The sequence below is a fragment of the Streptomyces sp. MK7 genome (genome assembly GCF_032658145.1).
GTDB lineage: Bacteria > Actinomycetota > Actinomycetes > Streptomycetales > Streptomycetaceae > Streptomyces > Streptomyces spiralis.
Window position 1 is genome coordinate 115429 of sequence record NZ_JAVACL010000010.1, and the last position, 26125, is coordinate 141553.

The following is a 26125-nucleotide window of genomic DNA, read 5'->3' on the forward strand; positions in this document are numbered from 1 at the left end:
CTACGACGCTAAAATCAGCGCGCCCGATCGCGCCCGCCGAGCGCCCCGCCCGGGTGAAGAAGACCACCCCGTTCGCCCCGACCCCTCGTCGCAGGCGGTCAGCCGCGCCGCAGGCCGGTCAAGGCGAGAACCGGTCTCTCTCTACTCCGTCGAGTCCTCCCAGTGGAAGGAAGCGAGGGCTGAGCCCTGCCCGGGTGCACCGGGTCTCTCCGGTTCGGGGTCGTCGTCGTGCCGGCGTCGGCGGATCAGGTGTCCGAGGGCGACGAGCGCGCCGAGCAGCAGGCCGACCAGGCAGACCGTGCCGACTGCGAGCAGGGCGAGGCCGAGCAGGCCGTATCCGGCCAGGGTCGCCACGACGCCCATCGGGTTCATGCATCCACATGCCAGCATGACGACACGGTCCCCGCTGACGGGCCGGCCGTGTCGTCATGTGGCCGAACGGTGTTCCGGATGTGCTCATGCCGCAATACGGTTCCGTCGGACGCGGATTCAGGAGGGCCCGGTGCGTACGGCGGTCGCGGACAGGGTGGTGTAGGTCATCGTGAAGCGTCCGCCCAGGGCGTCGATGGCGCTCCCGACCGCGCCCAGTATCCCGGCCAGCTGATCGGGGCCGAGCCGGGTGAGGCCGCCGGTGGTGGGCAGCAGGTCCAGCCACTGATCGCGCGTGTAGGACTGCTCCCAGTCGAATCGCCACTGTTCGACATCGGTGAAGTCGCCGGTTTCCCGGATCTTGTCCGCGCACTTCGCGTAGACCGCCTGGTAGGCGTCGAGCGGCCGGCGGGCCGGCCCGCCGTTGAACGGGGAGTCGGGCACCACCCGCCGGAAGGCGGCGGCGAACGGGCCGGCCACCTCGGCGGGCGGCTCGTACACATGCCCGAAGATCGCCAGCCGTCCTCCCGGACGCAGCACCTGTGCCGCCTTCACGGCTCCCGCCACCGGATCCACCCAGTGCCACGACTGGGCGGCGACGACCGTGTCGAACGTCCGGCCCTCCGGCTGCCAGGCTTCGAAGGCCGCCGTCTCGACCCGCAGGCCACGGGCCCTGGCGAAGTCGGCCATGCGCGCGTCGGGCTCGACGCCGAGCACGGCGCAGCCCGCGGCCTGGAACTGGCGGGCCGCGATGCCCGTGCCGCAGCCGACGTCGAGGACGTCGGGCCCGGGGCTCCCGGCGACGATCCGCGCCACCAGAGCGTCGGGGTAGCCGGGCCGGGCCCGGTCGTAGCGTTGGGCGTCCACGCCGAACGACTCGGCCATCCGGCGGGCTTCGTGCGGCTGCGCAGGAGAAGGTCCTCGCGATGAAGTGGGCATGCGCCCACCTTAGTGGGCAAGCGCCCACTGGACCATGGATACGATGCCGGGGCGACGCACGAGAGGATCTGCGAGTGCCGACTGGGGTGCACCTGCGCGATGCGCGACAGCAGTTGTTCGACGCGGCCGAACGCGTGCTTCTGCGCGCCGGGCCGAGCGGGCTGACCAGCCGGGCCGTCACCGACGAGGCAGGCTGCGCCAAGGGCGTCCTGCACCGGCACTTCAGCGACTTCGACGCCTTCCTCACCGAGCTCGTGCTCGACCGGGCCGCGCGGATCGAGGCGCAGGCGAGCGCGCTGCGCGGGTCCGCGGGCACCGGCACGGTGGCCGGCAACCTCACCAGCGCGCTGACCACCCTGTTCGGCCCGGTTCCCGTGGCGATCATCCCGCTGATCACCTTCAGGGACGAGCTGCGCGCACGGCTGCGGCAGGCCCGGTCCGGCGGCGGCATCGCCATCCTCGCCGAGGCCACCACCGCGATCTCCGCCTATCTGGCCGACGAGCGTGCTCGGGGCCGCATCGCGGCCGACGCCGACATCGACGTGCTCACCCTCTCCCTCGTCGGTGGCGGGCATCTCCTGTTCGCGGACCGCGACCCCGGCCCGCCGACCACGGCAGTCGTCGACGGGTTCGTGACATCGGTCATCGCCGACGCCGTGCACCGACGACCGGACCAGGACTCGGGACGGCAGGCCGGCGACCGCGGCTGAGCCCGAGTGCCACCCGGAGCATCGACAGGGCCATTCGGATGCGTTGCGGTAGCGCCTGCCCAGCGCCGCTCCCACGCTGGAGCCGGATGTGAACGCTCCGCCGCGCCCCGCGTGCGGCGGCAGGCTCCTGGAGGACCGTGTGACTGCCCCCTCGCCCGCCACGGACGCGCCGCCGGCCCGGTACGACGACCTGCGCGCGCTGGTGTTCAACTGCACCCTGAAGCGCTCACCGGAGCCGAGCAACACCGAGGGGCTGATCCACCGCAGCACCACCATCATGGAGGCCCAAGGGGTGCAGGTCGACGTGGTGCGGGCGGCGGACCACGACATCGCCACCGGGGTGTGGCCCGACATGACGGAGCACGGCTGGGCGTCGGACGCCTGGCCCGAGCTGTACCGGCAGGTCCTGGCGGCGGACATCCTCGTACTGGCCGGCCCCATCTGGCTGGGTGACAACAGCTCCGTGATGAAGCGGGTGATCGAACGCCTCTACGCCTGTTCCAGTCTGCTCAACGAAGCGGGGCAGTACGCCTATTACGGCCGCGTCGGCGGCTGTCTGATCACCGGCAACGAGGACGGCGTCAAGCACTGTGCCATGAACGTCCTCTACAGCCTTCAGCACCTGGGGTACACCATCCCTCCCCAGGCGGACGCCGGATGGATCGGCGAGGCGGGCCCCGGCCCGTCGTATCTCGACCCCGGCTCGGGCGGGCCGGAGAACGACTTCACCAACCGCAACACCACCTTCATGACCTGGAACCTGCTCCACCTGGCCCGGGCGCTGAAGGACCTCGGCGGCATCCCCGCCCACGGCAACCAGCGCACGGCCTGGAACGCCGGCTGCCGCAACGACTACGAGAACCCCGAGCACCGCTAGGCCTCAGGCCACGGGCAGGGGCACGGCTCAGGCCCCGGCCACCGGCACGACCTCAGGCCCCGGCCACGGTGACGACCTCAGGCCTCGGCCACGGGCACGACCTCGCGCTGCGGCCCTCCGAGCACGACCTTCAGCGCGCCCGTCTCGGCGGCGTGGGCGAAGACGTCGTACGCCTCCTCGATGCGTTCCAAGGGGAACGTGTGGGTGATCAGTTGGGAGGCGGGCAGCCTGCCGGCGGCGGCCATCTTCAGCAGCGTGGGCGTGGTGCGGGTGTCGACCAGACCGGTGGTGATGGTCACGTTCTTGATCCACAGCTCTTCCAGGTGCAGGGTCGCGGGCCTGCCGTGCACCCCGGCGTTGGCCACATGGCCGCCGGGCCGCACCATGCGTGTGCACAGCTCGAAGGTCTCCGGCACGCCCACCGCCTCCACGACGACGTCCGCGCCGAACCCTCCGGTGAGGTCGGCGACCAGCTGCTCGGGCTCTTCGCGGGCGTCGGCCACGGCCTCGGCGCCCAGCTTCCGCGCGGCCTCCAGACGGGCCGGGGCCAGGTCCACGGCGATGACGCGCTCGGGGGCGAACAGCCGTGCGGTGGCGATGACCGCGAGACCGACGGGGCCGGCCCCGACCACGACGACGGTGTCCCCGGGCCGCACCCGTCCGTTGAGGACGCCGACCTCGTAGGCGGTGGGGAAGATGTCGGCCAGCAGCACCGCGTCCTCGCTGGTGACCGCGGCGGGCAGCGCGTGCACCGACAGGTCGGCGAACGGCACCCGGACGAACTCGGCCTGTGTGCCGTCGACGCGATGGCCGAGGATCCAGCCTCCGCCGCCCAGGCACTGGCTGTACATGCCCTCCCGGCAGAACCGGCACCGGCCGCAGGCGCTGATGCAGGACACCAGCACCCGGTCCCCCGGCTGTACGGAGCGCACGTCGGCGCCGACCTCGACGACCTCGCCGACGGCCTCGTGCCCCAGCACCGTGCCGGGACGCACCTCCGGCACGTCGCCCTGGAGGATGTGCAGGTCCGTGCCGCAGATCGTGACGGTGTCGACGCGCACGACGGCATCCGTCGGGTCCTGGAGGTCCGGGTCGGGGACCTCCTCCCAGGCGGCCTGCCCGGGACCGTGGAAGACGTAGCCCTTCATACCGATCACCAGCCTCCTGTCATCGGGCCTTGTCGCCGGGTTCCCCCGCCGGGCGAGTTGCCGACGCGGTTCCGTGCCATCGGTGTGCGGACCGGCGGCGCGGGCGTGCGGTCGGGGTTCAGCGCCCGGGCCATCCGGAGCCCTGCCGGAGGACGTCCAGCCGGCGCCGGTACTCGTCCTCGTCGATCTCGCCGCGGGCGAAGCGTTCGGCCAGCAGTCGTTCGGCGGTGGGGCGTCCGGTGCCGCCGTGCGCCCCCGGCTGTCCGGCGCCGCGGTTCAGTGCGCGGAAGAGCAGCACCGCGACGGCGATCAGCAGGACCCAGAACAGCAGCATCCCCAGGCTCATGGCGAACCAGCCCCAACCGGGCGCGCCGTGCGGGAACCAGAACATCCTCACCACCCACTTCCTGGCGCACTCCCGCCGCACCGGCGCCCGGCTGCCACCTCGTGCGGCAGGAGGCCGCACTGCCACGGTCGCACCGCCCACGGGGCCGCGCGAGTGGCCACCGCGGATCGAACGGAGGGAGGCTGGAGGAAGGCGACCGAGGTGGTCCGGCAGCTGGTCCCGATCGCCGAGAGGGCCGTGAGCAAACCGGCTGACCAGCGCGAGGGAGGCAACTCATGAAGGTCGGAGTGCTGACCGGCGGCGGCGACTGTCCCGGCCTCAACGCCGTGATCCGCAGTGTCGTCCGCAAAGGCGTCCAGGAATACGCCTTCGACTTCGCCGGGGTGCGGGACGGCTGGCTGGGCCTGATCCAGAACGCCGTCGTGCCGCTGGACATCCCCGGCGTCCGCGGCATTCTCCCCCGCGGCGGGACCATCCTCGGCTCCTCGCGCACCAACCCGTTCAAACACGAGGACGGGCTGCGACGCGTACGGGACACCCTGACCGCACACGACGTCGACGCGCTGGTGGTGATCGGCGGTGAGGACACGCTCGGCGTGGCGACGGAGCTGAACGCGCGGGGAGTCCCTCTGGTCGGCGTGCCGAAGACCATCGACAACGACGTCTCCGGCACCGACTACACCTTCGGCTTCGACACCGCCGTGGGTATCGCGACCGAGGCCATCGACCGTCTGCACACCACCGCCGAGTCGCACATGCGCACGCTGGTGGTGGAGGTGATGGGGCGGCACTCGGGGTGGATCGCCCTGCACGCCGGCATCGCGGGCGGCGCCAATGTGATCCTCATCCCGGAGCGGCCGTTCGACCTCGATCAGGTCTGTGAACAGGTCAAGAGCCGATTCAAGATCAACTACGCGCCCATCGTCGTGGTCGCCGAGGGTGCCGTCCCCAAGGAGGGGCAGATGGTCCTCAAGGACCAGTCGCTGGACGAGTTCGGGCATGTGCGGCTGTCCGGGATCGGTGAGTGGCTGGCCCGGCAGATCTCGGACCGCACCGGGAAGGAGGCCCGGACCACGGTGCTCGGCCACATCCAGCGCGGCGGCACACCGAGCGCCTTCGACCGGTGGCTGGCCACGCGCTACGGGTTGCACGCCATCGAGGCGGTCAAGGACGGTGACTTCGGCGCCATGGTCGCCCTGCGAGGCACCCGGATCGTCCGCATCCCCCTGGCCGAGGCCACCGCGAAGGCCAAGGTGGTCGACCCTTCGCTGTACGACGAGTTCGAGGTGTTCTTCGGCTGACGCGGCCTCCGCGTGGCCCCCTCCGGCGAGGTGCGACCGCTCGGCTGTCATCAGGCGTGCGGTACGACCGCCACCGGGCAGCGGGCGTGGTGCAGCACGGCATGCGTGATCGGGCCCAGTCGGCCCCCGGCCGCCCGTGCCCGCGGGTCGGTGCGACGGCCGACGACGAGCAGAGCCGCGCCCTGGGACGTGTTGAGGAGCGCTTCCGCCGGGTGGAGCAGCAGGACCTCGGTGCGGGTCGCGACGTGCGGGTACTTCTCACGCCAGGGGCGCAGCGCGTCGGAGAGCCGCAGGACCTCCTGGTCCTCCCAGGTGGCGCGGTCCTCCTCGGTCACCACCAGGATCCGCGCGGAGACGGCCTCGGCGGGAAGCGCCCATGCCCGGACCACCCGAAGGCCCGCGCCGCGCGCCTCGGCGGCCGAGAACGCGAAATCCGCCACCTCACCGACCGGGTGGTGCGCGTCGAACCCCACCACGATCTGGTCCGCGCCAAGTGCCGCGCGGAGCCCTTCCCCGAAGGCGCCGGGCTGTTCGGGAACCAGCACGACAGGGCAGGGGGCCGCCGCCGCCACGCGCAGCGCGACCCGGCCGACCGCCAGACCGTCGAACCCGCCCGTCCCGCGCGTCCCGACGACGAGGAGCCCGGCATCGCGGGCCGCGGCGAGGAGGGCGGCGGCCGGGTCGTCATCGGTCTGCTCGCACAGCACCTCCACGTCCGGACAGCGGTCGCCGAGGTCGGCGGCCACCCGCTGGAGCGTCCGCTCCCCCAGGTGACGCAGCCGGTCCGCGGCCGGGGCGGGCACGGCAGGGTCCGGAAGCGGCGGGGAAGCATGCAGCAGGCGGAGCGGAAGACCGCGCGACGCGGCCTCCCGCGCCGCCCAGCCGACTGCCGCCAGACTGCGTTCGGACCCGTCGACACCCGCCAGCACAGGGTGACTCATCACGTCCTCCTTCGCCCCGCCGGAACCTCGGCCTCCTCCCGGCCAGAATCTGGCCGGCCACACGCCCGTGCCCCTTCTGTCCCCACTGTTCGGCCGCCGCCCTCGGTCTCACCGGTCGGCGGCGGTGATGCGGCGACCTGTCAGGCGGGTGAGAGGCACTTTCACCCAGAGCAGGCGCGAGCCGCCCGCCCATGGTTCGGAGTAGGCCCGCTCCTCCAGCCGCCGGACCATGTCCGGATCGTCGACGACCTCGGCACGGCCCACCGCGAGCACGCTCCAGCCCTGGCTCATCGCCTCGTCGAGGTGGTCGACCTCGAAGGCGACGTCGGAGCCGACGGCCCTGGCGGGGGCGGAGCCGGGCACGCTGCGGAAGTAGAGGGCCTCGCCCAGCACGTCGTAGTTGACCGGGAACGCGACGGGCCCGTCCGGGCCGGTGAACGCAATGCGCCCCACTCCGTGCGTGGACAGCAGCGCCCGGCACTCGTCCCGGCTCAGGTCCGTCAACCGGGGGTGCAGCAGCGCCCGTCCCTGTCCCGGCGGGAACTCCTGGTCGCCGCCCCGCAGCGCGAGGAGCGTGGTGCCGAGCGCGTCGGCCAGGCGCAGGATGGTCGTGATGCCCGGCTCCGACGGGTGCTGTTCGAGGTAGGCGAGGTAGTGCGGCGACATGCGGGCACGGCCGGCCGTCTCCTCCAGACTGAGCCCCTGACGCCGGCGGGCCGCCGCCAGACGTCGTCCGAAGTCCCCCGGCTTCCCTGGCACGCCGACGGCGGGTTCGGCGGGGGTCGGCCCACCGGCCGGGGTCCCTTCCCGGCCCGGGCGCCGGGCGCCGCCTTCGTGGCCCGTGTCCCGGAGGTCCGCTTCGTGGCCCAGGTGCTGGACGTGCGCGTCCGGTCCGGGAAAGACCAGCGAGACCTCGCCCGTGTCCGACCAGCGCACGTCGTAGGGCGGTGTGCCGTCGTCGTGGTGCAGGCCGACGATCTCGCCGTCGCGCCGGGTGACCCCGGTGACCGGGCTTTCCACGACCAGTCGATCGCCTAGGTGAGCGTGCATGGTCATGCCTTCCCTCAGGAGTCCGTCTCCCAGGATCACCCGCGCCTGTCGCCCGCACCAACGGACCCGGATCACCAGACCCTGGACCACCGGGGTACCACGGTGGCCGTCAGCGGCCGATGGCGGTGAGGGCCGCGGCGTACTGCTCGTCGGTGACCGGCTCCAGCCAGGTGGTGCCGTCGCCGTCGCCGGCACCGACGACCATGGCGATGTGGGCCATGAGGTTGGTGTCGATGGCGCCGTGCCAGTGCTCCTCGCCGGCCGGGCACCTGACGGTCTCGCCGGCGCTCACGCGGACGACGTTGCCGTCGCGGGTGCCGACCAGGCCGACACCGTCGGTGATGTGCAGGACCTGGCCCAGGGCGTTGCGCCGCGAGGAAGTCGCCCTGCTCGCCGGTGTGAGCATCGACTACTACGTCCGCCTCGAACGCGGCCATCTCGCCGGCGCCTCCGAGGAGGTCCTCGACGCCGTCGCGAACGCCCTCCGGCTCGACGACGCCGAACGCGCCCACCTCCACGACCTGGCCCGCGCCGCCGCCAGGCGCCCGGCCCGCCGTACCGGACGCCTGCGCGGACCGCTCCCGGACAGCGTGCTGCGCGTCCTGCGCTCCATGACCGACTCCCCGGCCTTCATCCGCAACGGCCGCCTGGACATCCTGGCCACCAACACCCTCGGCCGCGCGCTGTACGACCCGCTGTTCCCCGACGGCACCGCTCAGACGGTCAACATCGCCCGCTCGCAGTTCCGCACGCCGGACGGCCGCGACTCCTTCCCCGACTGGGAGGAGTCGGTGAACACCACGGTCTCCCTGCTGCGCACCGAGGCCGGCCGCGCCCCGCACGACACCGAGCTGACCGGCCTCATCGGCGAACTCGTCACCCGCAGCGAGGAGTTCCGGATCGCCTGGGCCCGGCACGACGTGCGCCTGCACCACACCGGCCGCAAGTCCTTCCGCCACCCCGCCGTCGGTGTTCTCGCCCTCGACTTCGACGCGATGGAGCTGCCCGCCCGGCCCGGCCTGACCCTGACCGCCTACAGCGCCGCCCCCGGCACACCCGGCCACGACGCCCTGCGGCTCCTCGCCGCCTGGGCCGCGACCGACGGCATCCGGCCCGCCGGCAGTCCCGCCACGGCCGGCCGTCCCAAGTGACACCCGTAAGTGACACCCTCATGCGGGAGTTCCGCGCGATATTGGCCCCCGCGTGGTCCGCCGTCCCGGGACCGGCGGACCGACGCCTCAGTGGGCGCTGCCGCGGGGTAAACGGAACCTAACCCTCCGCCCGCCGGAACGGAAGCCCCATAGACGTGTGGCGCAGGTCATATCGATCGGCCCGGTCGGCGAGCAGAAGGCCTCCTCGATCTTTCGTCTTTAGGTCAAGATCTGACCGCTAGCACGGTTAGCGTCTTCCTCACCAGAGGAACCCACCCCGGAAGGCGACGACGATGACCGAGACCACGCCCGTCCACGAGCCCGCCACCCCCCGCGACCTCGGCGATGCACAGCCCGTCACCGGCGAGCGTGCCGACCTGCTGGAGACACTGGCCAAGCACCGGCACTTCCTGCGTCTCACCACCCGCGACCTCGACGACGAGCAGGCCGGGCGCCGGACCACCGCCAGTGAGCTGTGTCTGGGCGGCCTGATCAAGCATGTCACCGCGGCCGAGCGGAACTGGGCGCGGTTCATCGTGGAGGGGCCCTCGGCGATGGGCGACTTCACCACCATGACCGAGGCCGACTGGGCCCGGCGGGTCGACGAGTTCCGGATGCTGCCCGGCGAGACGCTGGCCGGCGTGCTCGACGACTACGCCGAGGTGGCCGGCCGGACCGATGAACTGGTCCGCACCCTGCCCGACCTGAACGCCGCGCAGCCGCTGCCCAAGGCCCCGTGGTTCGAGCCGGACGCGCGGTGGTCGGCCCGCCGGGTGCTGATGCACATCATCGCGGAGACCGCGCAGCACGCCGGCCACGCCGACATCATCCGGGAGTCCCTGGACGGCGCCAAGAGCATGGGGTGACGTCCTCTCCCCGCCCGCAGGGCCGTCCGGCCGGGCGGTGGGTGTCCTGGCCGCCGGCCGGTCATCCCGGCGTGAAGCGTACGGGCGTCCCGGCGCAGGCCTGCGCGGCCTGGGCGAGGGCGGCTTCCACGACCACTCCGATCACCGGGTAGCCGCCTGTCGTGGGGTGGTCGTGGAGGAACACCACGGGGCGCCCGTCCGGGGGCACCTGAACCGCACCGAGGACCATACCCTCGCTGGGCAGTTCGCCCGTCGAGCGGCGTTCCAGGGCCGGGCCTTCCGTGCGCAGGCCGATGCGGTTGCTGTGCGGGGACACACGGTAGGTCGCCGAGGTGAGGGTGCGCAGCGCCGCCGGGGTGAACCAGTCGGCGCGGGGACCGGGCCGGAGCGGCAGGACCAGCGCTGCGGGCGGCGCGGGCCAGGGGGCGGCGAAGGGCAGCGCCGGCTGCCGGGCGGGGGCGCCCAGCGGGAGTACGTCCCCGTCGCGCACGGGCGCCGGGCCGAGCCCGGAGAGCAGGTCCGTCGAACGGCTGCCGAGGACCGGCTCGGTGGCGATGCCCCCGGCGACCGCCACGTACGAGCGCACCCCGGCGGTCGCCGTACCCACGTTCAGCACCGCGTCCGCGGGCACCCGTACCGGCGCGCCCCAGGCCACGGGACGGCCGTCGACGGTCACCGGACAGGGCGCACCGCCGACCACGACGGTGACGCCGTGGTCGGGCCGCAGGGCGCAGCCGGTCAGGGTGGTTTCCAGGACGGCGGCGTCAGGGTCGTTGCCGAGCAGCCGGTTGGCGAGGGTCATCGCGGGCGCGTCCAGGGAGCCGGAGCGCGGAACGCCCAGGTGGGCGTGCCCGTGGCGGCCCGAGTCCTGGACCGTGGTGAGGGCGCCCGAGCGTACGACGGTGAGTTTGGCGCTCACGCCGCACCGTCCTCGGGGACGAACCGCACGCACGTTCCCGGCGTGAGAAGGGCGGGTTCGTCCCGGGTGAGGTCCCACAGCGGTGCCGGGTCCGGCATGGTGCCGATGAGCTGCCAGCCGCCGGGCGTGGCGCGGGGGTACACCGCGCTGTAGGGACCCGCGAGCGCCACCGCCCCGGCCGGGACCCGGGTCCGGGGCGTGTCGCGGCGTGGGACGTGCAGGTGCGGGGGCAGTCCGGTGAGATAGCCGAAGCCGGGTGCGAAACCGCAGAAGGCGACCCGGTAGGTGTACGAGGAGTGCCGGGCGGCGACCTCATCGGGGCCGGTCCCCCACAGGGCGGCCACGCGGGCCAGGTCCGGGCCGTCGTAGCGCACATGTATCTCCACCACTCCCCCGTCGTCGGCGGCGCGCGGCGGCACGTCCCAGTCGGCGAGACGGCGGGCCAGTTCCCCGGGGTCGGGCACTCCGTCCAGCAGGACGGTGCGCGCCCCCGGCACGATCTCCGCGACCGGCGGCAGGGTCCCCGCGGCGCGCCGCCGCAGGAGCTCGGCGTGGAAGGCCGCGGTGCGCTCGGCGTCGGGCAGCTGGACGAGCAGCGCGTGCCGCCCGGCGGGCCGCACCTGAAGCAACCGGTCTTCCGTCATGCGAAGGCCCCTACGCCGACCCCGGCCGTCCGGAGCGCCTCCCGCACGCGGGCCGCGATCCTGGCCGCGCCGGGGGTGTCGCCGTGCAGGCACAGCGAGCGGGCGGCGACCTCGACGGTCGTACCGTCCACGGCCTCGACCGAGCCCTTCACCGCGAACTCCAGCGCACGACGGACGACCGTGTCGCCGTCGCTGATCACGGAGTTCGCCTCACGGCGTGGCACGAGCGTGCCGTGAGGCGTGTAGGCGCGGTCGGCGAAGGCCTCCGGTACGCCGGTGAGTCCCGCCTCCTCGGCGGCGGCGAGCAGGTGCGATCCGGGCAGGCCGAGCACGGGCAGCCGCCCGCCCGCCAGTCGGACGCCTGCCACCACGGCGGCGGCCTGCTCGGCGTCGTGGACGGTGCGGTTGTAGAGCGCGCCGTGCGGTTTGACGTAGGCGACCTCGGCGCCGGCGGCCTCGGCGAAGACCCGCAACGCCCCGATCTGGTAGGCGGTCTCGGCCGCCAGTTCGTCGCCGGGTACGTCCATGGCGCGTCGCCCGAAGCCGGCCAGATCGCGGTAGGACACCTGGGCTCCGATCCGTACGCCCCGCTCGGCGGCGAGGTCGCAGACGCGGCGCATCACCGAGGGGTCGCCCGCGTGGAAGCCGCAGGCGACGTTGGCGCTGGTGACGACGGAGAGCAGGACTTCGTCGTCGGTGAGGCTCCAGCGGCCGAAGCCCTCACCGAGGTCTGCGTTGAGGTCGATCACGACCCAGAACGTAGACGATTGTTGAACGATCCGACAAGGGGTCGATTCCGTGTTCCGTGACACCGTCGCGAACTCACCCTTTGTTCGATCAATCGGCGAGGCGTTCGAGGGCTTGAAGTTCCTGCCGCTGGCGCACTGCTCCGAGGCACCCGGCTTCCTGGCCATGGACGGGGACATATGAGGCAAGTCGGCGCTCGATCCGGCCTCCGGCACCGGGTTCTGCCGAGGGAGCTCAAGCGGCGCGGAGGCGCGGACGTGCTCGGCGTCGACATCTCCGGCGAGATGGCCGCCCTGGCAGGGGAGTTGGAGGAGCGCGATCCGACGGGGGTGCGCTACGAGGTGGACAAAGTGCGCGCACTGCGGCCCCTCGGGCGGCGCTTCGACATCGCCACGGCGGTCCAGCCGCTCGACTACGCGGAGGACGTCGCCGCCGGCGCTGCTCGACCCGCCGGTCGAGTGCGCTGCCGCGCCCGAGGCCCGCCCGGACGCCCCGGTGGCCGCAGAGTGCGCCGGGACGAGGGCGCCGGGGCCGCCGGGGCGTCCGTGCGCCGACCGTGGCCGGCGCAGACCCATGGCTCCGGCCGTGCGGCGCCCGGCTGGAACCTTCGCTGACCACATGTCAAGCAGCGACTCGCCGTCAGTTGCCGATGCTCCGACCGTCGCGGAGGGTGAGGCGCCGTCAGAAGATCACCTCTAAGGGCTAATTGTCATTCAATCCGCCAGGTCAGCCACGAGTTTGATCCTCAGTCAGCTCTTCGGCGGGGCCCTTCGGATACCCCGATCGGCCCTCGAAGCCAGAGCTGCGGATGCGCCCGATATGACAGGTATGGGTGGCGTTAGTACGTTCAATCTCGCGTCGGCTGCACAGCCGATCCCTCTCTCTGAAGTTGAGACAGGAGAAGCGACATGATCATGACCCGCTCCCACGCCGTCACCGCGGCCGTCGCCGCCGCAGCGGCCCTGGCCGCGACCGGCATCACCTACGCCGCGGCCGCCCCCGCGCCGGAGGCCGCCCCAGCCGCCGCCGTCCAGCAGATGCCCGCCCAGGCGCCCATGGGCGGCGAGGGCGGAAACAACAACAACAGCAAGGGCAACGAGGGCAACGACCACGGCGACCACGGCGACCACGGCGACCACGGCGGAAACCGCCACCGCGACTACGGGTGGATCCACATCAACGAGCGGTCCTACTCCGCCCACCCGAGCGGCTGCATCACCGTCGTCAGCGGCCTCGGATCCAACAGCCTCAACATCCGCAACGACAGCAAGAAGACCGTCGAGGTCTTCCGCGGGGTCACCTGCGACAACGGCGCCCCCATCGCCACCGTCGGCCCCCACAGCGAAAGCAACGGCGTGCACCCCGGCTGCGTCAGGGACGGCCTGAAGGTCAAGGACGGCGTCGTGGCCAGCTTCCGCGTCGTGCAACGCCACCACGGCGGCAAGGGCGACAGGGACGACTACTGAGACCCACCCCGCCACGTCCGTCGCACAGAACCCCGGCCCGCCGTAATCGGGCCGGGGCCCCGCGACAGGGCACATGACACGGAACCCCGGCCTGCCGTAATCGGGCCGGGGTTCTCGTCTGCGACTCGGCTCGGAGGCGACCCTGCTCGGGAATGCCCGGACCCGGCCGACGCCCGACGTTCTCGCGCCCGCAACGCCATCCTAGAGCCGGACAGCGGGCCCGGCGCGCCCGCTTCGGCCGTTTTCCCCACTCATCGGCTCACCCACCCGGCGATTTCTGCCGGAACACGCCCCGTTGGTGCTTGACACCAGCGATCGCCACTGTCCCTCCACCGGCCATGGGCCACGCCCGAACGGGCGAGGGGAGCGACGGCCCGGTCACCGGCGGCTGAGGACGCCGCCGCCCAGCGCGACGGTCGCGCGGGCGCGCATCGGCCCCTCCCCCTGCGGGAGAGCAGCACCACCACGGTGACCTCGGCGGACAGCGCGCCCAGCCGGGCGGTGCACTCGGCGGCGAGCGGCCTGGGCTGCCGGGTCCGGCCCAGGGACAGGTGCGGGGTGAACTCGGCGAAGCGGCCCGCGCAGCGCGGGAACCGCTCGACCAGGCCCTGGTGGAGGCGGGCCCATGGCGCCATGCCTGCCGCGGCCGGGTCGAGCCGGACGGTGGCGTACGCCCGGTGGCGGAAGAAGCACACCCCGCCCGGCCGCGCGACGAACGGCGCGATCTCCGCCACGGCCACGGACAGCAGCGGGGCCGCCCGCCCGAACTCCTCCTCGGGTACGAATCCGAACAGCACGTTGACGTGGGGAGGCCACCGTCGCACCTGCGGGTCGTGCTCCCGGCGGATGTCCTGGACGGGCGGCCACAGCTCCGGCGGCGGGAGCCACGCCACCGCGGAACGCGGCGTCGGGGCGACATCCAGGGTGCCCGGACCGAGCTGCGTTCCCATGCCGTCCTCCTTCGCACCGACATCCGACGGGACCTGGAGGACACGGCCTACAGGGGCCTAGAGGAGGATCAGGTCCGCGACATCGCGGTAGCGCAGCACGACGCCCACCCCGTCGGCCAGGGGCGTGTCGTCGTCGGATGGCAGCACGACCAGTTCGGCTCCGGTGCGCAGGGCGGCGTGCAGCAGTGCCGTGTCGGCGGGCTCCTCTCGCAACCCGCTCGCCCCGAACACCTCCAGCTCCGCTGCCGACAAGGCGATCCGGTTCGGCTCCCTGGCCGTCCAGAACCGCTCGGGCAGTGCCGTGGCCGGGCGGACGAGCACGGCTTGGGCCTGGCCTCGCTGCAAGGCGCTGACGACGGCTCCGGCGCCCTCCGACCTCGTGGGATGCCGGGCCCGCTGGGCGTGGAAGACGTCCACCTGACGGCGGTCGTCCTTGCTCAGACGCCCGCGCAGCACATCGGCCACATGCTCTTCGACGAGAGCGCGGCCGTCACCGCCCCGGATCCCGGTGTCCTGATCGTCCTCGACGACCGTGAGACTGTTCTGGAGGTCGATGGGCAGCCGGTTGACGAGAACGCCGGACAGCCCTGCGTCACCGGTGTCCCGGCGCAGCACGACGGCCTCGGCGTGGTTCCGGTCGGCCAGGTCCGCCAGCTCGGCGGCGTAGCGGCGGGCCGCGTGCTGCCACTCCTCCAGCGGCACCAGATACGTCGCGCGCTGTCCCGGAGTGGTCCTGCTCGTGGGCCACCGGCCGGCCTCGTAGGCGATCAGGACCTGGTCCACCGGGCCCTGCCCGTTCTCCTGACTGGTGCTGCGGGGCTGGACGGTGCGGGTGAGGGCGACGGCCAGGTACGCGATGTCCGGCGCGCGCTGGAGTGCGAGGGGCATGGCGTCGGGCAGGCCGCCGTACCGGGCGGTGTCGCGTGCGGGCGGTTCGGCCAGTTCGCCGGTGAGGGCGATGTGCCCGTGGGTGGCGAAGAGGGCCTGTCCGTGCGGGCCGGGAAGATCGCGGTCCGTTCCGACCGCGGCCTCCAGCGCGGCGACGGTGGCCGGGTCGGCGCCCTGGGCGCGCAGGGCGTCGCGCTGGTGCCGCCAGCGCAGGCTGATGGCCTGGTCGGGGTCGTCGACGTCCCGGGAGGTGTCCAGGTAGGCGCTGGCCCAGGGACCGGGTTCCCTGGCCAGCGGATGCAGGAACGACAGTTTCATGCCGCACCACCGTCGGTTGACTCTCCGTCCGTCGCCGGGTGACACCCGTGCGGGTACCCGGCCCGCACGGCACCACCCGCCCCGCAGCCGGGCGAAACGGCTGCTCGGGGACGGTTTCGGGTGCGGTGCGGCGGGAACCCGGCGGGGACTTAGCGGAAGGGAAGACGCCGTGCCCGACATCCATCCGGCCCGCATCAGAGAACAGGCGCTGCCCCTGACGGACGATGCGTCCCTGGACCCGCTGATGGAGCGCATCGGCGACGCCCGCTACGTGCTGCTGGGCGAGGCGTCGCACGGCACCGCCGACTACTACCGGGTGCGTGACGTGCTGACGCGCCGGCTCATCGAGGAGAAGGACTTCTCCTTCGTCGCGGTCGAGGGCGACTGGCCGGACTGTCAGGCGGTGCACTGCTCCGTGGTCGCCGCGCCGGGCGCGCCCGAGGATCCTGTCGAGGTGCTGGAGGGCTTCGGGCGCTGGCCGACGTGGTTGTGGGGCAACACCGACGTGGCCGCCTTCACCCGGTGGCTGCGCCGGCACAACGAGCAGCGGCCGCCGGGACGGCGCGTGGGCTTCTTCGGGCTGGACGTGTACAGCCTGTGGGAGTCGCTGGACGCGGTGCTCGCGCATCTGCGCGAGCACGACCCCGACCGGGTGGAGCACGCGCTGGAGGCGTACCGCTGCTTCGAGCCGTACGCCGAGGATCCGCAGTCCTACGCGCTGGCCACCCGCTATGTGCCGGAGGGCTGTGAGCCGCAGGTCGTCTCCCTGCTGACGGAGCTGCGGCAGCGGGCCGCGCGGGCGGTCACCGCGGACGGCTCGCTCGCGGAGTTCGCCGCCCGGCAGAACGCCGAGGTGCTGGCCGGTGCCGAGCTCTACTACCGGGCCATGCTCGGCAGCGGGCCGGAGTCCTGGAACATCCGCGACCACCACATGGCCGACACCCTGGACCGGCTCATGGAGCACTACGGTCCCGACGCCAAGGCGGTGGTCTGGGAGCACAACACCCACATCGGCGACGCCCGAGCCACGGACATGGCCGACACGGGCCTGGTCAACGTCGGTCAGCTGGTGCGTGAACGCCATATGGGCAGGGGCGTGGTGCTGGTCGGCTTCGGCTCGCACTCAGGGACCGTGATCGCCGCGGACGCGTGGGGCGGTGTGCCCAGGATCATGGAGGTGCCGCCGGCGCACGCCGGAAGCCTGGAGGATCTGCTGCACCGGGCGCTGCCCGACGGGCGGGTGCTGTTCGTCTTCCCGCATGTGCAGTTCCAGCGGCCGCCGGACGGCGGCCGGGGCGAGTGGTTCCATGAAGAGCACGGGCACCGCGCGATCGGCGTGGTCTACCGGCCGCGGTTCGAGCAAGTGGGCAACTACGTCCCCACCGTGCTGGCCCAGCGCTACGACGCCTTCTGCTACCTCGACCGCACCCACGCGCTCACGCCGCTGCACCCGGTGGCCGCTGAGAGCCGGGAGGAGCAGACCTGGCCCGTGGGCGTGTGAGGCCGGATCCCGGGGAGCCCCGGGCATCCGGCGGAGCACCCGGTACCACATTCCGTTTCTCGCATTCCGTTGTTCCACATTCCACATCCCGCATTCCGCAGGCAGACCGGAAGGGAAGATCCATGCCCCCCTCTACCCGCCCACCCGACTTCGAGCACGCCATCCACAGCGCGAACATCTGGCTCAAAGCGGTGTCGGAGGCCCTGGGAACGGAGGACCGCCACCTCGCCCACCGGGTCCTGCGCGCCTGGCTGCACACATTCCGTGACCGGCTCACCGTCGACGTGGCCGCCCACTTCGCCGCCCAGCTCCCGGAGCTGCTGCGAGGCGGCTACTACGACGGCTGGGATCCCAGCGTCGTACCGGTCAAGTACGGCCGCGAGGGCTATGTGGACCGTTTCGTGCAGGAGGCCAAGGTCTCCGCCGAGGACGTCGCCCGGTTCGCCCCCGCGATCACCACGGTCGTACGCGATCATGTCTCGCCCGGTCACCTGGAATCGGCGCTGGAGCAAGTCCCGCACGACATCCGCGCGTTGCTCCTCCAGCCGGCCTGACCGGCGACACGACAGGCACGGATCGCGAGGAGTGCGGCATGGCCGGGTCGGGCGCTGGTGGCGGCGAGGGCGTGGCGGGCGGCAAGGCGCGGTTCGAGGACATCTATAACCGGCCGGATCCGCGCGCGTACTTCAGGCGGATGGCGCCGCTGGAGTACGAGATACCGCACCACGCCCAGCCGGCCTTCCGCCGCGCCGCCGCCGAACGGGCCGCGCTCGACGACGGCCGGCCCCAAAGACCGGCGGTGCTGGACGTGTGCTGCTCGTACGGGATCAACGCCGCGCTGCTCAACCACGAGATCACGCTGGCGGACCTGTACGAGCGGTACACCGCCCCTGCCTGCCAGGCGATGCCGGCGCAGGAACTCGCGGCACGGGACAGGGAGTTCTACGCCGCGCGGCGCCGACCGGACGCGATGCCCGTGTTCGGCCTGGACATCGCGGCGCACGCCGTGCACTACGCGCGCGAAGTGGGTCTCCTGGACGCCGCCTTCACCGACGACCTGGAGAGCGGCTCACCCGGTCCCGGGCTCGGCCGCGCGCTCGCCGACGTCGGCCTCGTCACGCTGACGGGCGGCGGCAGCTACGTCACCGCCCGGACGTTCGCGGCGCTGCTGGACGGTGTCCGCAGACCGGTATGGGTCAGCGCCTTCGTGCTGCGCACGGTGTCGTACGAGCCGATCGTCGAGGTGCTGGCCGCGCACGGTCTGCGCACCGTCCTCGACGTCTCCCGCACCTACCCGCAGCGGCTCTTCACCGAAGAGAGGGAACGGCAGTACGCGATCGCGGCGGTCCGGGCGCTGGGCGGCGACCCTGCCGGGCGCGAGGAGAACGGCCGTTTCCACAGCCTGCACTACGAGTCCCGGCCCGCCGCGCTGTGAGTCCCAACCAGCCGCCCCGTGAGTTCCGGCCCGAGACCCGGTGGCGGCCAGGCCCGGTCTCAGCGCGCGCAGCCGACGTCCAGCACCTCGATCACGTCGCCCTGGATCGTGTAGACCAGCCAGCACCACTCGCCGAACGCCGCGGCCAGCTCCGGTGCCCGGGTGTCGGTGTCCTGGGTGACGGCGTCGATGAGCGTGATGATCTCCTCGTGTGCCACGTCCGGCACGTCGAAGATCACATCGGCGGCCCGTTGGATCAGTTCCACTTGCATGGCGGCCCCCGCGAGCAGGAACAGCGTGGTCGGCGAAGAGCGGACCCCCCACCCGGCGCGATGACCGGACGGCTTCCTTTCACGACCACCATAAATCCACCGTCCGCCCCTGAGGAGACCCCGGCGTGCGGGCGTGGGGCCGAGCCGGTTCCCGGGCAGAGGCCGGCCCGGCGGGCGGCGAGGTGCGGGACCGGAACTCAGGTCGGACACTGACCTCAGAGCAGTGGCTGTTGGTGCACGAGACCAGGGCACGATGACCATGAACCACGGCACGACACACTCCTCCTCCGACGGTGCGGACGTCGTCTACACGGATTCCGTGTTCGGCGCGCCGTGCTGGGTGAGCCTGACCAGTCGCGACCTCACCGCCACGGAGGACTTCTACAGCGCCGTCCTGGGCTGGCAGTGGCGCGGCGCCAGACTGGGCGACCGCTTCCGGACCGCGCTGGTGGACGGGGTGCCCGTCGCGGGGATCGCCGGGGTGGCCAGCATGTGGCAGATGGCCGTGGCCTGGACGCCGTACTTCGCCGTGAGCGACGCGGACGTGGCCGTGGCCCGCGTCCGGGAGCGCGGCGCGACCGCGGCCGTGGGGCCCATCTCCTTCCCTCCGGGAAGGGCGGCGCTGCTCGCGGACCGAGACGGGGCCGCGTTCGGGATCTGGCAGGGAAAGCTCGTCACCGAGTGGGAGGCGTGGCGTCAGGCGGCCCTGACGTTCATCAGCCTGCACACCCGTGACGCCTTCGAAGCCGCCATCTTCTACGGCGAGATCCTCGACTGGGCCTCGGGCCTGCCCGGCTGCTGCGAGGTCGAGTACGCGCGGGACCAGGTCCTGCTGCGCAGCCGGGGCGACGTGGTGGCCCGCATCGAGTCGGGGGCGGTGGACATGCCGCCCGATCCCTCGGTCCGGCCGCACTGGCAGGTCCACTTCACGGTGGCCGACGTGGAACCGTGCACCCGGGCCGCGGAGAAGCACGGCGGCAGCATGCTGGAGGAGGGCGAGCAGGAGGCCGTACTGCGCGATCCGGACGGCGCCCAGTTCACCGTGGCCTCGCGTCGGCAGCACTGAGCGCCCCGGCGCACGGGGCCGGGTCCGGCGGGGACGGCCGCGGCACACCGGGCCGGTACCGCTGGGACGGCCGACGGCCTCCGGCCGGGTACGTGCCCGTCCGCCGGGTACCCGTGCACGGGCGACGAAGGAGGTGTCGGCCGTGGGCGCGACCTTCTGGCTCGGCCGGGTGGCCGGCATCCGCGTCGGCGTGCACTGGAGTGTGCTGGTCATCTTCGCGCTGATCGCCTTCGGGCTGGCCGAGGGGCGCCTGCCCCGTGCCCACCCGGGCGGTGCGCTCTGGGCCTACTGGCTGACGGGGCTGGTGACGGCCGTGGTGTTCCTGCTGTCCCTGCTGGCCCACGAGATCAGTCATGTGCTGGTGGCCCGCCGCAACGGGGTCGGCGGCGACGAGATCACGCTGTGGCTGCTGGGCGGTGTGGCGCGGCTGCACAGCGAGGCGCCGACTCCGGCGGCCGAGGTGCGCATCGCGGGCGTCGGACCTCTGGTGAGCCTCGTGCTGGGCGGGGTCTTCGCCCTGTTCACCTGGTGGGCCCATGTGCAGCACGGCCCGGTGCTGGTGGTGGAGGCACTGGCCTGGCTCGCGGGCATCAACATCCTGCTGGCGGCGTTCAACGCGCTGCCCGCCGCGCCCCTGGACGGTGGACGGCTGCTGCGCGCACTGGTGTGGTGGCGTACCGGCAGCCGGCTGCGCGCCACCGAGGTCGCCGGCGGGGCCGGGCGCGTGCTGGGCTGGATCATGGTGGCGGTCGGCCTGTACGAGGTCCTGACCGGCGGGTTCTCGGGCGGCCTGTGGCTGGTGCTCATCGGCTGGTTCATGGTGGCCATGGCGACCTTGGAGGGCAGCCAGGCCAGGCTCCGGGAACTGCTGCGCTCCGTACCGGTCCGGCAGGCGATGACCCCGGATCCGGTGACCGCCGACGTCGGCACGACCGTCGAGGAGTTCCTCGGCAGTCCGCCGTGGCGCTATCGGCACTCGGCCTTCCCCGTCACGGACGACGCGGGGTCCCCGGTGGGGCTGGTGACCGTACGGCGGGCGGGGCAGGTGCCGGTGGAGGACCGGGACTCGACCTCGCTCGAAGCCGTGATGGTGCCCCTGGGCGAGATCCCGACCGCCGGCCCCGACGATCCCCTGGACCAGCTGCTGCCGGCCCTGGACGCCAGCCCCGCCCGCCGGGCCCTGGTGCTCGCGGAGGGCCGTGTCGTCGGCATCGTCACCAGCGCCGACGTCAGCCGGGTCGTCACCTGGCTCTCCTCGACCAGGCCACCGGGCACGGGCCTCAGGACAGTGCCCTGACCCATCGCTCCTGGGCTCGGCGACCAGGCCGGCCCCTTGCTCCCCTACGCGTACCCGCCCGGGGCCTTCACTCTCCCACCGCGCCGAGCAGTGCGCCGGAACGGCTGAACGCGGGTTCGGAGCGGGGGGCGAGGTCCCGGCCGTACACCGGGGCTGCTGCGCTGCCACCCCGGGGCGTACGGCCAGGACCTGTGCGGTGTCAGTCCGTGCCGGACTCCATCGCGGCGCGGTCCAGCATCGTCTCCTCGTCCGCGGCCTCGCCGCGCGAGGCGATCACCTCGGCGCCGCCCTCGGGCATGGCGCCGATCAGGCCGGTCGAGGCCGCCTGCGCGGCGCCGATCGGAGTGGGGTGGCCGGTGCCGACCATGCCCAGGCCCGCGTACTGCTCCAGCCGCGCGCGGGAGTCGGCGATGTCCAGGTTCCGCATGGTGAGCTGACCGATCCGGTCCACCGGGCCGAACGCCGAGTCCTCGGTGCGCTCCATGGAGAGCTTGTCCGGGTGGTAGCTGAGCGCCGGGCCACGGGTGTCGAGGATCGAGTAGTCCTCGCCGCGCCGCAGCCGCAGGGTCACCTCGCCGGTGATCGCCGCGCCGACCCAGCGCTGCAGCGACTCGCGCACCATCAGCGCCTGCGGGTCCAGCCAGCGGCCCTCGTAGAGGAGACGGCCGAGGCGGCGGCCCTCGGTGTGGTAGGCGGCCACCGTGTCCTCGTTGTGGATGGCGTTGACCAGGCGCTCGTAGGCGATGTGCAGCAGGGCCATGCCGGGTGCCTCGTAGATGCCGCGGCTCTTGGCCTCGATGATCCGGTTCTCGATCTGGTCGGACATGCCGAGCCCGTGCCGGCCGCCGATGGCGTTGGCCTCCAGTACGAGGTCGACCGGGGTGGCGAACTCCTTGCCGTTGACGGTGACCGGGCGTCCCTGGTCGAAGCCGATCGTCACGTCCTCGGTGGCGATCTCCACCGCCGGGTCCCAGAACCGCACGCCCATGATCGGGTCGACCGTCTCGACGCCGGTGTCGAGGTGCTCCAGGGTCTTGGCCTCGTGCGTGGCGCCCCAGATGTTGGCGTCCGTGGAGTACGCCTTCTCGGTCGGGTCCCGGTACGGCAGCCCGTGGGCCAGCAGCCACTCGGACATCTCCTTGCGGCCGCCCAGCTCGGTCACGAAGTCGGCGTCCAGCCAGGGCTTGTAGATCCGCAGGTGCGGGTTGGCAAGCAGGCCGTAGCGGTAGAACCGCTCGATGTCGTTGCCCTTGAACGTGGAGCCGTCGCCCCAGATCTGCACCCCGTCCTCGAGCATCGCCCGCACCAGCAGCGTGCCGGTCACGGCGCGCCCCAGCGGGGTGGTGTTGAAGTACGGCCGCCCGCCGGACTTGATGTGGAACGCGCCGCAGGCGAGTGCCGCCAGCCCCTCCTCGACCAGCGCGGCCCTGCAGTCGACGAGCCGGGCGATCTCGGCACCGTACGCCGTGGCACGCCCGGGCACGGAAGCGATGTCGGGCTCGTCGTACTGGCCGATGTCGGCGGTGTACGTGCAGGGGACGGCGCCCTTGTCACGCATCCAGGCGACGGCGACCGAGGTGTCGAGACCACCGGAGAAGGCGATGCCGACGCGCTCGCCGACGGGGAGGGAAGTGAGGACCTTGGACATAGCAAGACTATGCACCAGTTCGCATTTTCATGCAACACCGTCGAGGGGAGGACGTCACTCGTTCGACCGCACCGGAGTGCGGCGCCCGTCGGCGAGCGATCGACTGTAGGCAGTCCTCCGCACCCGTGAAGGCAGCCCCATGCACGAAGGTCCCGCTCCGTCCCGGCGCGCGTTCCTGCGCGACGCCGCCACCGCCGGACTGATCGCCGCCGTGCCCGGCCTCGCGGTCACGGCGTGCACACCACCCACCCGGACGGAGGACGCGCCGGATTCGACCGGGTCGGACAGGCCCCGCGCCGCGGGCGATCTCACCTCCAACGCCTACGGGCACAGCAACGCCGACCACGCCCGGGCGAACCTGAGGCGCGACATGGTCGAGGCCTGGGAGGACGGTTTCCGCACCGCAGCCGGCAACGACGATCCGAACGTGTTCGAGGGGTGGCACTCCGCCTTCACCGGGGACGACGGCACTACCGTGGCCTTCGCCCTGAGCACCCGGCTCGACGACGGCTTCGTCCCCGATCCGGGCGAGGCCCGCCGCAGGCCCAAGGCCACCGTCACCGTCACCGACCCCGACGGCACCGCTCACGGAGGCGAGCACATCTGTGCCTGGAACGAGTTCACCAGCGCGAAGGACCGCTGCGACATACGGCTCGGCCTCTTCACCTGCACCGGCGACCTGAAGACGTACCGCATGAAGGGCCGGTCGGGCGATGTCGGCGTCGACCTGACGCTGACCGGCCTGGTGCCTCCGTTCCGGCCGGGCACCGGCATCGTCTACCTCGGCGACACGGAGGACCACTTCGGCTGGCTGTGCGCGGTGCCGTCCGGAACCGTCACCGGGACGGTCACCGTCGGCGGACGGAAGCGGCCCTTCACCGGCCGCGGCTACCACGACCACACCTGGGGCAACCGGCCCTTCCCGTACGCCGTGGAGCACTGGCGCTGGGCACGCGGCAGCGTCGGGCAGTACTCGGTGATCGGCTCCGACCTCCACCTGCGCAAGGAGTACGACTCCGCCGTCGTCCCGGTCTTCCTCGTCGACGACACCAGGAACCGGCGGCGTCTGGTCGGGGCGTTCGACCCCAGGACCGTGACGGCCACGGAGTCCGACCCCCGGCCGCACCCCGACGACGCCTACGCCAAGGACTACTACAGCAAGGTCCACTGGATGTACCGGGACGGCGACGACGGGGCCGACTTCACGTTCACCGACACCGACCACCTGATCTTCACCAGGCAGTACGTCACCGACCCCGCCCAGACCCAGAAGGCGGCCCTGGACAGGCTCGGCATCGACGAGACCTGGTACACGCGCTACGCCACCACGAACGACCTCCGGCTCTCCGTGGCCGCCACCCGCGTCTCGGGCACCGGCACGGGCGCCCTCGAGGCGGCGCAGTTCGGCCTGGCCACCGCGCCGCCGAAGAGCGGGCGCACACCCACCGGCTCCTCCCCCGCGCCCCCCACGCCGGGCGGCCAGGGGCCGTCGGCGCCGGCCGGGCGCCGCGGTTGACCGGACCGGGTCCTCAGCCCGACGTCACGGCGCACTTGCCCCGGTCGGCGGTCTTCGGGCCTTCCGCCGTGGGGCGGCCGTCGAAGTCGAAGATCCCGTGGGGAGACAGAGGGTGCGGCAGGCGTCGGGGATGTCCACGATGCGGCTGATGCGTCACAAGGCTCCGGTCATTCGCAGGGTATGACTCACGTCACAGCGGCGTTCCGGCGGGGCAGGACGACGGGGCCGGCGTCGTCGGCGACGCGGCGGGTCGGTGCGCGGCGGATGACGGCCGAACGGCCACGGTGCGCACAGCGGCGCACCGTGGCCGTATGCCCGCGGCCGGTCTCCGCCTACGCGGCGAGGCGCTCGGCGAGGGCCTTCGCCTTGGTCGCCGCGTCCTGGAAGGCACGCTCGCGGGAGGCCTCGAAGAGCGGCACCAGCTCCGACATCGCCGGGTTGTGCGGGGCCATGGTCAGCTCCGGAACGATGAAGTCGACATCGAGCGCGAGGGCGTCGGCGAGGACGGCCGTCAGATAGTTCTGGACGTACTCGTACGACTCGCGCGGGGTGCCCGGGGCGTAGGAGCCGCCGCGGCTGGCCACGACCGTGACCGGGGTGCCCTTGGCGGAGGGGTTCTCGCCCGCGGTGCGGCCGAACAGGATCACGTTGTCCAGCCACGCCTTGAGGGTCGAGGGGATCGTGTAGTTGTACATCGGCGCCCCGATGAGCACCGCGTCCGCCTGCTCCAGTTCCTCGATCAGCCGCACCCGCTCGGCGAAGGCAGCGGCCTGCTCGGGCGTGCGCGAGGCCGGATCCGCGAAGCCGGCGGTGTGGGCGTCGGCGGTGATGTGCGCAACCGGGTTCACCGCCAGGTCCCGGTAGATCACCGCACCGCCGGGGTGCTGCTCCTGCCACGTCCGGCGAAAGGCGTCCGTCACGGAGCGGGAGGAGGAAGCCTCGCCGGGGAAGAGGGAGGAGTCGATGTGGAGGAGGGTGGCCATGGCTGTCTCCAGACAGGACGAGCCCGCGGACGACGGGCTGAGGATTCGTACATCACTATTTCTAACATAGGGACTTACTTTTTTTCACCCCCCTACGGCCGGGTAGTACCATGGGCGCATGGCGGCGGAGCAGACCCATGACGTGGTGGCGTGCAAACGCGTGGACGACGGCATCACGCGCGTCTTCCAACTGCTCGGAAAGCGCTGGAACGGCCCGATCCTGTCGGTGCTGCAGGCACAGTCCGCCTACTTCACCGACCTGCGCCGGGCCATCCCCGGCATCAGTGAGCGCATGCTCTCCGACCGGCTCGCCGAACTCGGCGCCGCGGGACTGGTGCTGCGCGAGGTCGACGAGGGACCGCCACTGCGGGTCTCCTACCGGCTGACCGGGGCGGGAGCCGCCCTGGAGCCCGCCCTGAAGGAACTGGGCGACTGGGCCAAGCACCACCTGCCGGACGAACCGGGCTGCCCGAAGAACGGATAGCGGCGACACCTCGACCGGACCACCGAGGTCGGGCACACCCATGCCCGCGACCGCCCGCGGCCCTACCCTCCCACCAGGCGCTCCCCGCGCCCGGCGCGCTCAACCGCCGTGCCGGATCGCCGACTTCGTCATGCCCGGACACCGGGCCGCCCGGCCGGGTTCGCGTCGACAGCAGCCGTCCCACCCTCTTGACGGGATGCAGGCAGCGGATAAGGTCTAGACCAACGAATCCGGCCCTGGGGTCCCCTCGGCTCGACCTTGCCCCCACCGAGGAGGCCGTGGCAGGAGCACCG

General features: G+C 72.5%; 28 protein-coding genes and 2 pseudogenes. 15 read left to right on the forward strand and 15 right to left on the reverse strand.

Translation table 11 applies throughout. The features are described from left to right. Positions 1–141: 141 nt before the first annotated feature. Positions 142–390: a hypothetical protein gene (locus tag R2S09_RS14640; RefSeq protein WP_316741404.1), complete on the reverse strand. Its 249-nt coding sequence runs from the start codon at positions 388–390 to the stop codon at positions 142–144. Positions 391–489: 99 nt separating this feature from the next. Then, positions 490–1308: a class I SAM-dependent methyltransferase gene (locus R2S09_RS14645; protein ID WP_372337741.1), complete on the reverse strand. Its 819-nt coding sequence runs from the start codon at positions 1306–1308 to the stop codon at positions 490–492. 74 nt (positions 1309–1382) lie between these two features. Between R2S09_RS14645 and R2S09_RS14650 the strand changes: the two genes are divergently transcribed. Together R2S09_RS14650 and R2S09_RS14655 are read left to right on the forward strand one after the other, a co-directional pair. Next, positions 1383–2018 (forward strand): TetR/AcrR family transcriptional regulator, encoded by a 636-nt coding sequence (locus R2S09_RS14650; RefSeq protein ID WP_306189698.1) that lies wholly within the window; start codon positions 1383–1385, stop codon positions 2016–2018. A gap of 139 nt (positions 2019–2157) precedes the next feature. Next, the gene (locus tag R2S09_RS14655; protein ID WP_306189699.1) at positions 2158–2895 is read left to right on the forward strand and encodes a flavodoxin family protein; all 738 of its coding nucleotides are present in this window, start codon (positions 2158–2160) and stop codon (positions 2893–2895) included. Positions 2896–2972: 77 nt separating this feature from the next. Here R2S09_RS14655 and R2S09_RS14660 read toward each other — a convergent pair whose 3' ends face one another. Both R2S09_RS14660 and R2S09_RS14665 read right to left on the reverse strand, forming a co-directional pair. Then, positions 2973–4043 carry a zinc-dependent alcohol dehydrogenase family protein gene (locus tag R2S09_RS14660; protein ID WP_316741458.1) on the reverse strand — a complete coding sequence of 357 codons (1071 nt, stop codon included), beginning with the start codon at positions 4041–4043 and terminating at the stop codon, positions 2973–2975. 118 nt (positions 4044–4161) lie between these two features. Further along, complete coding sequence (locus R2S09_RS14665; RefSeq protein ID WP_306189752.1) at positions 4162–4434, reverse strand: SHOCT domain-containing protein; 273 nt, start codon at positions 4432–4434, stop codon at positions 4162–4164. A gap of 230 nt (positions 4435–4664) precedes the next feature. Here R2S09_RS14665 and R2S09_RS14670 point away from each other — a divergent pair, with 230 nt between their 5' ends. Continuing rightward, complete coding sequence (locus R2S09_RS14670; protein WP_306189700.1) at positions 4665–5690, forward strand: 6-phosphofructokinase; 1026 nt, start codon at positions 4665–4667, stop codon at positions 5688–5690. Between the two features lie 50 nt (positions 5691–5740). On the opposite strand, the gene R2S09_RS14675 is transcribed toward R2S09_RS14670, so the two are convergent. From R2S09_RS14675 to R2S09_RS14685, 3 genes and pseudogenes are all read right to left on the reverse strand, one after another. Further along, positions 5741–6631, reverse strand: a complete 891-nt coding sequence (locus R2S09_RS14675) for a universal stress protein (protein WP_316741407.1) — start codon at positions 6629–6631, stop codon at positions 5741–5743. A gap of 108 nt (positions 6632–6739) precedes the next feature. Continuing rightward, a complete protein-coding gene (locus tag R2S09_RS14680) occupies positions 6740–7681 on the reverse strand; it encodes a pyridoxamine 5'-phosphate oxidase family protein (protein WP_306189753.1) in 942 nt (313 codons plus the stop codon). 109 nt (positions 7682–7790) lie between these two features. Then, positions 7791–8081, reverse strand: a pseudogene (locus tag R2S09_RS14685) (cupin domain-containing protein); the annotation flags it as partial. Here R2S09_RS14685 and R2S09_RS14690 point away from each other — a divergent pair. Together R2S09_RS14690 and R2S09_RS14695 are read left to right on the forward strand one after the other, a co-directional pair. Next, positions 8047–8832: pseudogene (locus R2S09_RS14690) on the forward strand (helix-turn-helix transcriptional regulator); the annotation flags it as partial. The pseudogenes R2S09_RS14685 and R2S09_RS14690 overlap by 35 nt on opposite strands. A gap of 293 nt (positions 8833–9125) precedes the next feature. After that, entirely contained in the window at positions 9126–9698 is a 573-nt protein-coding gene (locus R2S09_RS14695) for a DinB family protein (protein ID WP_316741409.1), read from the forward strand. A gap of 61 nt (positions 9699–9759) precedes the next feature. Here the strand turns inward: R2S09_RS14695 and R2S09_RS14700 are convergent, their stop codons facing one another. The 3 genes from R2S09_RS14700 to R2S09_RS14710 are packed head-to-tail and all read right to left on the reverse strand — an operon-like array spanning position 9760 to position 12010. Next, positions 9760–10617, reverse strand: coding sequence for a biotin-dependent carboxyltransferase family protein (locus R2S09_RS14700; RefSeq protein WP_306189703.1), 858 nt, complete (start codon positions 10615–10617; stop codon positions 9760–9762). Continuing rightward, positions 10614–11261: an allophanate hydrolase subunit 1 gene (locus R2S09_RS14705; RefSeq protein WP_306189704.1), complete on the reverse strand. Its 648-nt coding sequence runs from the start codon at positions 11259–11261 to the stop codon at positions 10614–10616. The genes R2S09_RS14700 and R2S09_RS14705 overlap by 4 nt, the downstream gene beginning before the upstream one ends. After that, on the reverse strand, positions 11258–12010 hold the full coding sequence (locus R2S09_RS14710; RefSeq protein ID WP_316741411.1) for a 5-oxoprolinase subunit PxpA: 753 nt from the start codon (positions 12008–12010) through the stop codon (positions 11258–11260). Before R2S09_RS14710 ends, R2S09_RS14705 begins: the two co-directional genes overlap by 4 nt. Positions 12011–12059: 49 nt before the next feature. On the opposite strand from R2S09_RS14710, the gene R2S09_RS14715 reads away from it, so the two are divergent. From R2S09_RS14715 to R2S09_RS14725, 3 genes are all read left to right on the forward strand, one after another. Next, a complete protein-coding gene (locus R2S09_RS14715) occupies positions 12060–12191 on the forward strand; it encodes a hypothetical protein (protein WP_306189706.1) in 132 nt (43 codons plus the stop codon). 74 nt (positions 12192–12265) lie between these two features. Continuing rightward, positions 12266–12622 (forward strand): class I SAM-dependent methyltransferase, encoded by a 357-nt coding sequence (locus R2S09_RS14720; RefSeq protein WP_316741412.1) that lies wholly within the window; start codon positions 12266–12268, stop codon positions 12620–12622. Positions 12623–12916: 294 nt separating this feature from the next. Next, positions 12917–13474: a hypothetical protein gene (locus R2S09_RS14725; RefSeq protein WP_316741413.1), complete on the forward strand. Its 558-nt coding sequence runs from the start codon at positions 12917–12919 to the stop codon at positions 13472–13474. 251 nt (positions 13475–13725) lie between these two features. On the opposite strand, the gene R2S09_RS14730 is transcribed toward R2S09_RS14725, so the two are convergent. Next, positions 13726–14424 (reverse strand): 2'-5' RNA ligase family protein, encoded by a 699-nt coding sequence (locus tag R2S09_RS14730; RefSeq protein ID WP_316741414.1) that lies wholly within the window; start codon positions 14422–14424, stop codon positions 13726–13728. 57 nt (positions 14425–14481) lie between these two features. After that, positions 14482–15630, reverse strand: a complete 1149-nt coding sequence (locus R2S09_RS14735) for a hypothetical protein (protein WP_316741415.1) — start codon at positions 15628–15630, stop codon at positions 14482–14484. 169 nt (positions 15631–15799) lie between these two features. Between R2S09_RS14735 and R2S09_RS14740 the strand changes: the two genes are divergently transcribed. The 3 genes from R2S09_RS14740 to R2S09_RS14750 all read left to right on the forward strand — a co-directional run bounded on the left by R2S09_RS14740 (position 15800) and on the right by R2S09_RS14750 (position 18566). Beyond that, positions 15800–17131: an erythromycin esterase family protein gene (locus R2S09_RS14740; RefSeq protein ID WP_306189711.1), complete on the forward strand. Its 1332-nt coding sequence runs from the start codon at positions 15800–15802 to the stop codon at positions 17129–17131. 122 nt (positions 17132–17253) lie between these two features. Beyond that, positions 17254–17685 (forward strand): DUF2267 domain-containing protein, encoded by a 432-nt coding sequence (locus tag R2S09_RS14745; RefSeq protein WP_306189712.1) that lies wholly within the window; start codon positions 17254–17256, stop codon positions 17683–17685. Positions 17686–17723: 38 nt separating this feature from the next. Continuing rightward, the gene (locus R2S09_RS14750) at positions 17724–18566 is read left to right on the forward strand and encodes a hypothetical protein (protein WP_316741417.1); all 843 of its coding nucleotides are present in this window, start codon (positions 17724–17726) and stop codon (positions 18564–18566) included. 59 nt (positions 18567–18625) lie between these two features. Here R2S09_RS14750 and R2S09_RS14755 read toward each other — a convergent pair whose 3' ends face one another. Next, positions 18626–18838, reverse strand: coding sequence for a hypothetical protein (locus R2S09_RS14755; RefSeq protein WP_306189714.1), 213 nt, complete (start codon positions 18836–18838; stop codon positions 18626–18628). A 259-nt stretch (positions 18839–19097) separates the two neighbouring features. Between R2S09_RS14755 and R2S09_RS14760 the strand changes: the two genes are divergently transcribed. Next, positions 19098–19904: a VOC family protein gene (locus tag R2S09_RS14760; RefSeq protein ID WP_306189754.1), complete on the forward strand. Its 807-nt coding sequence runs from the start codon at positions 19098–19100 to the stop codon at positions 19902–19904. A 142-nt stretch (positions 19905–20046) separates the two neighbouring features. After that, the gene (locus tag R2S09_RS14765) at positions 20047–21201 is read left to right on the forward strand and encodes a site-2 protease family protein (RefSeq protein WP_306189715.1); all 1155 of its coding nucleotides are present in this window, start codon (positions 20047–20049) and stop codon (positions 21199–21201) included. A 199-nt stretch (positions 21202–21400) separates the two neighbouring features. Here R2S09_RS14765 and argG read toward each other — a convergent pair whose 3' ends face one another. After that, positions 21401–22849 (reverse strand): argininosuccinate synthase, encoded by a 1449-nt coding sequence (gene argG, locus R2S09_RS14770; protein ID WP_316741419.1) that lies wholly within the window; start codon positions 22847–22849, stop codon positions 21401–21403. Between the two features lie 139 nt (positions 22850–22988). On the opposite strand from argG, the gene R2S09_RS14775 reads away from it, so the two are divergent. Beyond that, positions 22989–24365: a lipocalin-like domain-containing protein gene (locus tag R2S09_RS14775; RefSeq protein ID WP_306189717.1), complete on the forward strand. Its 1377-nt coding sequence runs from the start codon at positions 22989–22991 to the stop codon at positions 24363–24365. Positions 24366–24697: 332 nt separating this feature from the next. On the opposite strand, the gene R2S09_RS14785 is transcribed toward R2S09_RS14775, so the two are convergent. Further along, on the reverse strand, positions 24698–25348 hold the full coding sequence (locus R2S09_RS14785; RefSeq protein ID WP_306189718.1) for an FMN-dependent NADH-azoreductase: 651 nt from the start codon (positions 25346–25348) through the stop codon (positions 24698–24700). 118 nt (positions 25349–25466) lie between these two features. Here R2S09_RS14785 and R2S09_RS14790 point away from each other — a divergent pair, with 118 nt between their 5' ends. Continuing rightward, positions 25467–25832, forward strand: a complete 366-nt coding sequence (locus tag R2S09_RS14790) for a helix-turn-helix domain-containing protein (protein WP_306189719.1) — start codon at positions 25467–25469, stop codon at positions 25830–25832. The last annotated feature ends 293 nt before the right edge of the window (positions 25833–26125 follow it).

Coding starts and splice junctions, on each gene's coding strand:
- R2S09_RS14755 (WP_306189714.1), bottom strand. CDS start 18,838: ATGCAAGTGGAACTGATCCAACGGGCCGCCGATGTGATCTTCGACGTG.
- R2S09_RS14735 (WP_316741415.1), bottom strand. CDS start 15,630: ATGAAACTGTCGTTCCTGCATCCGCTGGCCAGGGAACCCGGTCCCTGG.
- R2S09_RS14730 (WP_316741414.1), bottom strand. CDS start 14,424: ATGGGAACGCAGCTCGGTCCGGGCACCCTGGATGTCGCCCCGACGCCG.
- R2S09_RS14695 (WP_316741409.1), top strand. CDS start 9,126: ATGACCGAGACCACGCCCGTCCACGAGCCCGCCACCCCCCGCGACCTC.
- R2S09_RS14660 (WP_316741458.1), bottom strand. CDS start 4,043: ATGAAGGGCTACGTCTTCCACGGTCCCGGGCAGGCCGCCTGGGAGGAG.
- R2S09_RS14745 (WP_306189712.1), top strand. CDS start 17,254: ATGCCCCCCTCTACCCGCCCACCCGACTTCGAGCACGCCATCCACAGC.
- R2S09_RS14665 (WP_306189752.1), bottom strand. CDS start 4,434: ATGTTCTGGTTCCCGCACGGCGCGCCCGGTTGGGGCTGGTTCGCCATG.
- R2S09_RS14640 (WP_316741404.1), bottom strand. CDS start 390: ATGCTGGCATGTGGATGCATGAACCCGATGGGCGTCGTGGCGACCCTG.
- R2S09_RS14750 (WP_316741417.1), top strand. CDS start 17,724: ATGGCCGGGTCGGGCGCTGGTGGCGGCGAGGGCGTGGCGGGCGGCAAG.
- R2S09_RS14785 (WP_306189718.1), bottom strand. CDS start 25,348: ATGGCCACCCTCCTCCACATCGACTCCTCCCTCTTCCCCGGCGAGGCT.
- R2S09_RS14645 (WP_372337741.1), bottom strand. CDS start 1,308: ATGCCCACTTCATCGCGAGGACCTTCTCCTGCGCAGCCGCACGAAGCC.
- R2S09_RS14725 (WP_316741413.1), top strand. CDS start 12,917: ATGATCATGACCCGCTCCCACGCCGTCACCGCGGCCGTCGCCGCCGCA.
- R2S09_RS14775 (WP_306189717.1), top strand. CDS start 22,989: ATGCACGAAGGTCCCGCTCCGTCCCGGCGCGCGTTCCTGCGCGACGCC.
- argG (WP_316741419.1), bottom strand. CDS start 22,849: ATGTCCAAGGTCCTCACTTCCCTCCCCGTCGGCGAGCGCGTCGGCATC.
- R2S09_RS14760 (WP_306189754.1), top strand. CDS start 19,098: ATGAACCACGGCACGACACACTCCTCCTCCGACGGTGCGGACGTCGTC.
- R2S09_RS14705 (WP_306189704.1), bottom strand. CDS start 11,261: ATGACGGAAGACCGGTTGCTTCAGGTGCGGCCCGCCGGGCGGCACGCG.
- R2S09_RS14790 (WP_306189719.1), top strand. CDS start 25,467: ATGGCGGCGGAGCAGACCCATGACGTGGTGGCGTGCAAACGCGTGGAC.
- R2S09_RS14675 (WP_316741407.1), bottom strand. CDS start 6,631: ATGAGTCACCCTGTGCTGGCGGGTGTCGACGGGTCCGAACGCAGTCTG.
- R2S09_RS14680 (WP_306189753.1), bottom strand. CDS start 7,681: ATGCACGCTCACCTAGGCGATCGACTGGTCGTGGAAAGCCCGGTCACC.
- R2S09_RS14670 (WP_306189700.1), top strand. CDS start 4,665: ATGAAGGTCGGAGTGCTGACCGGCGGCGGCGACTGTCCCGGCCTCAAC.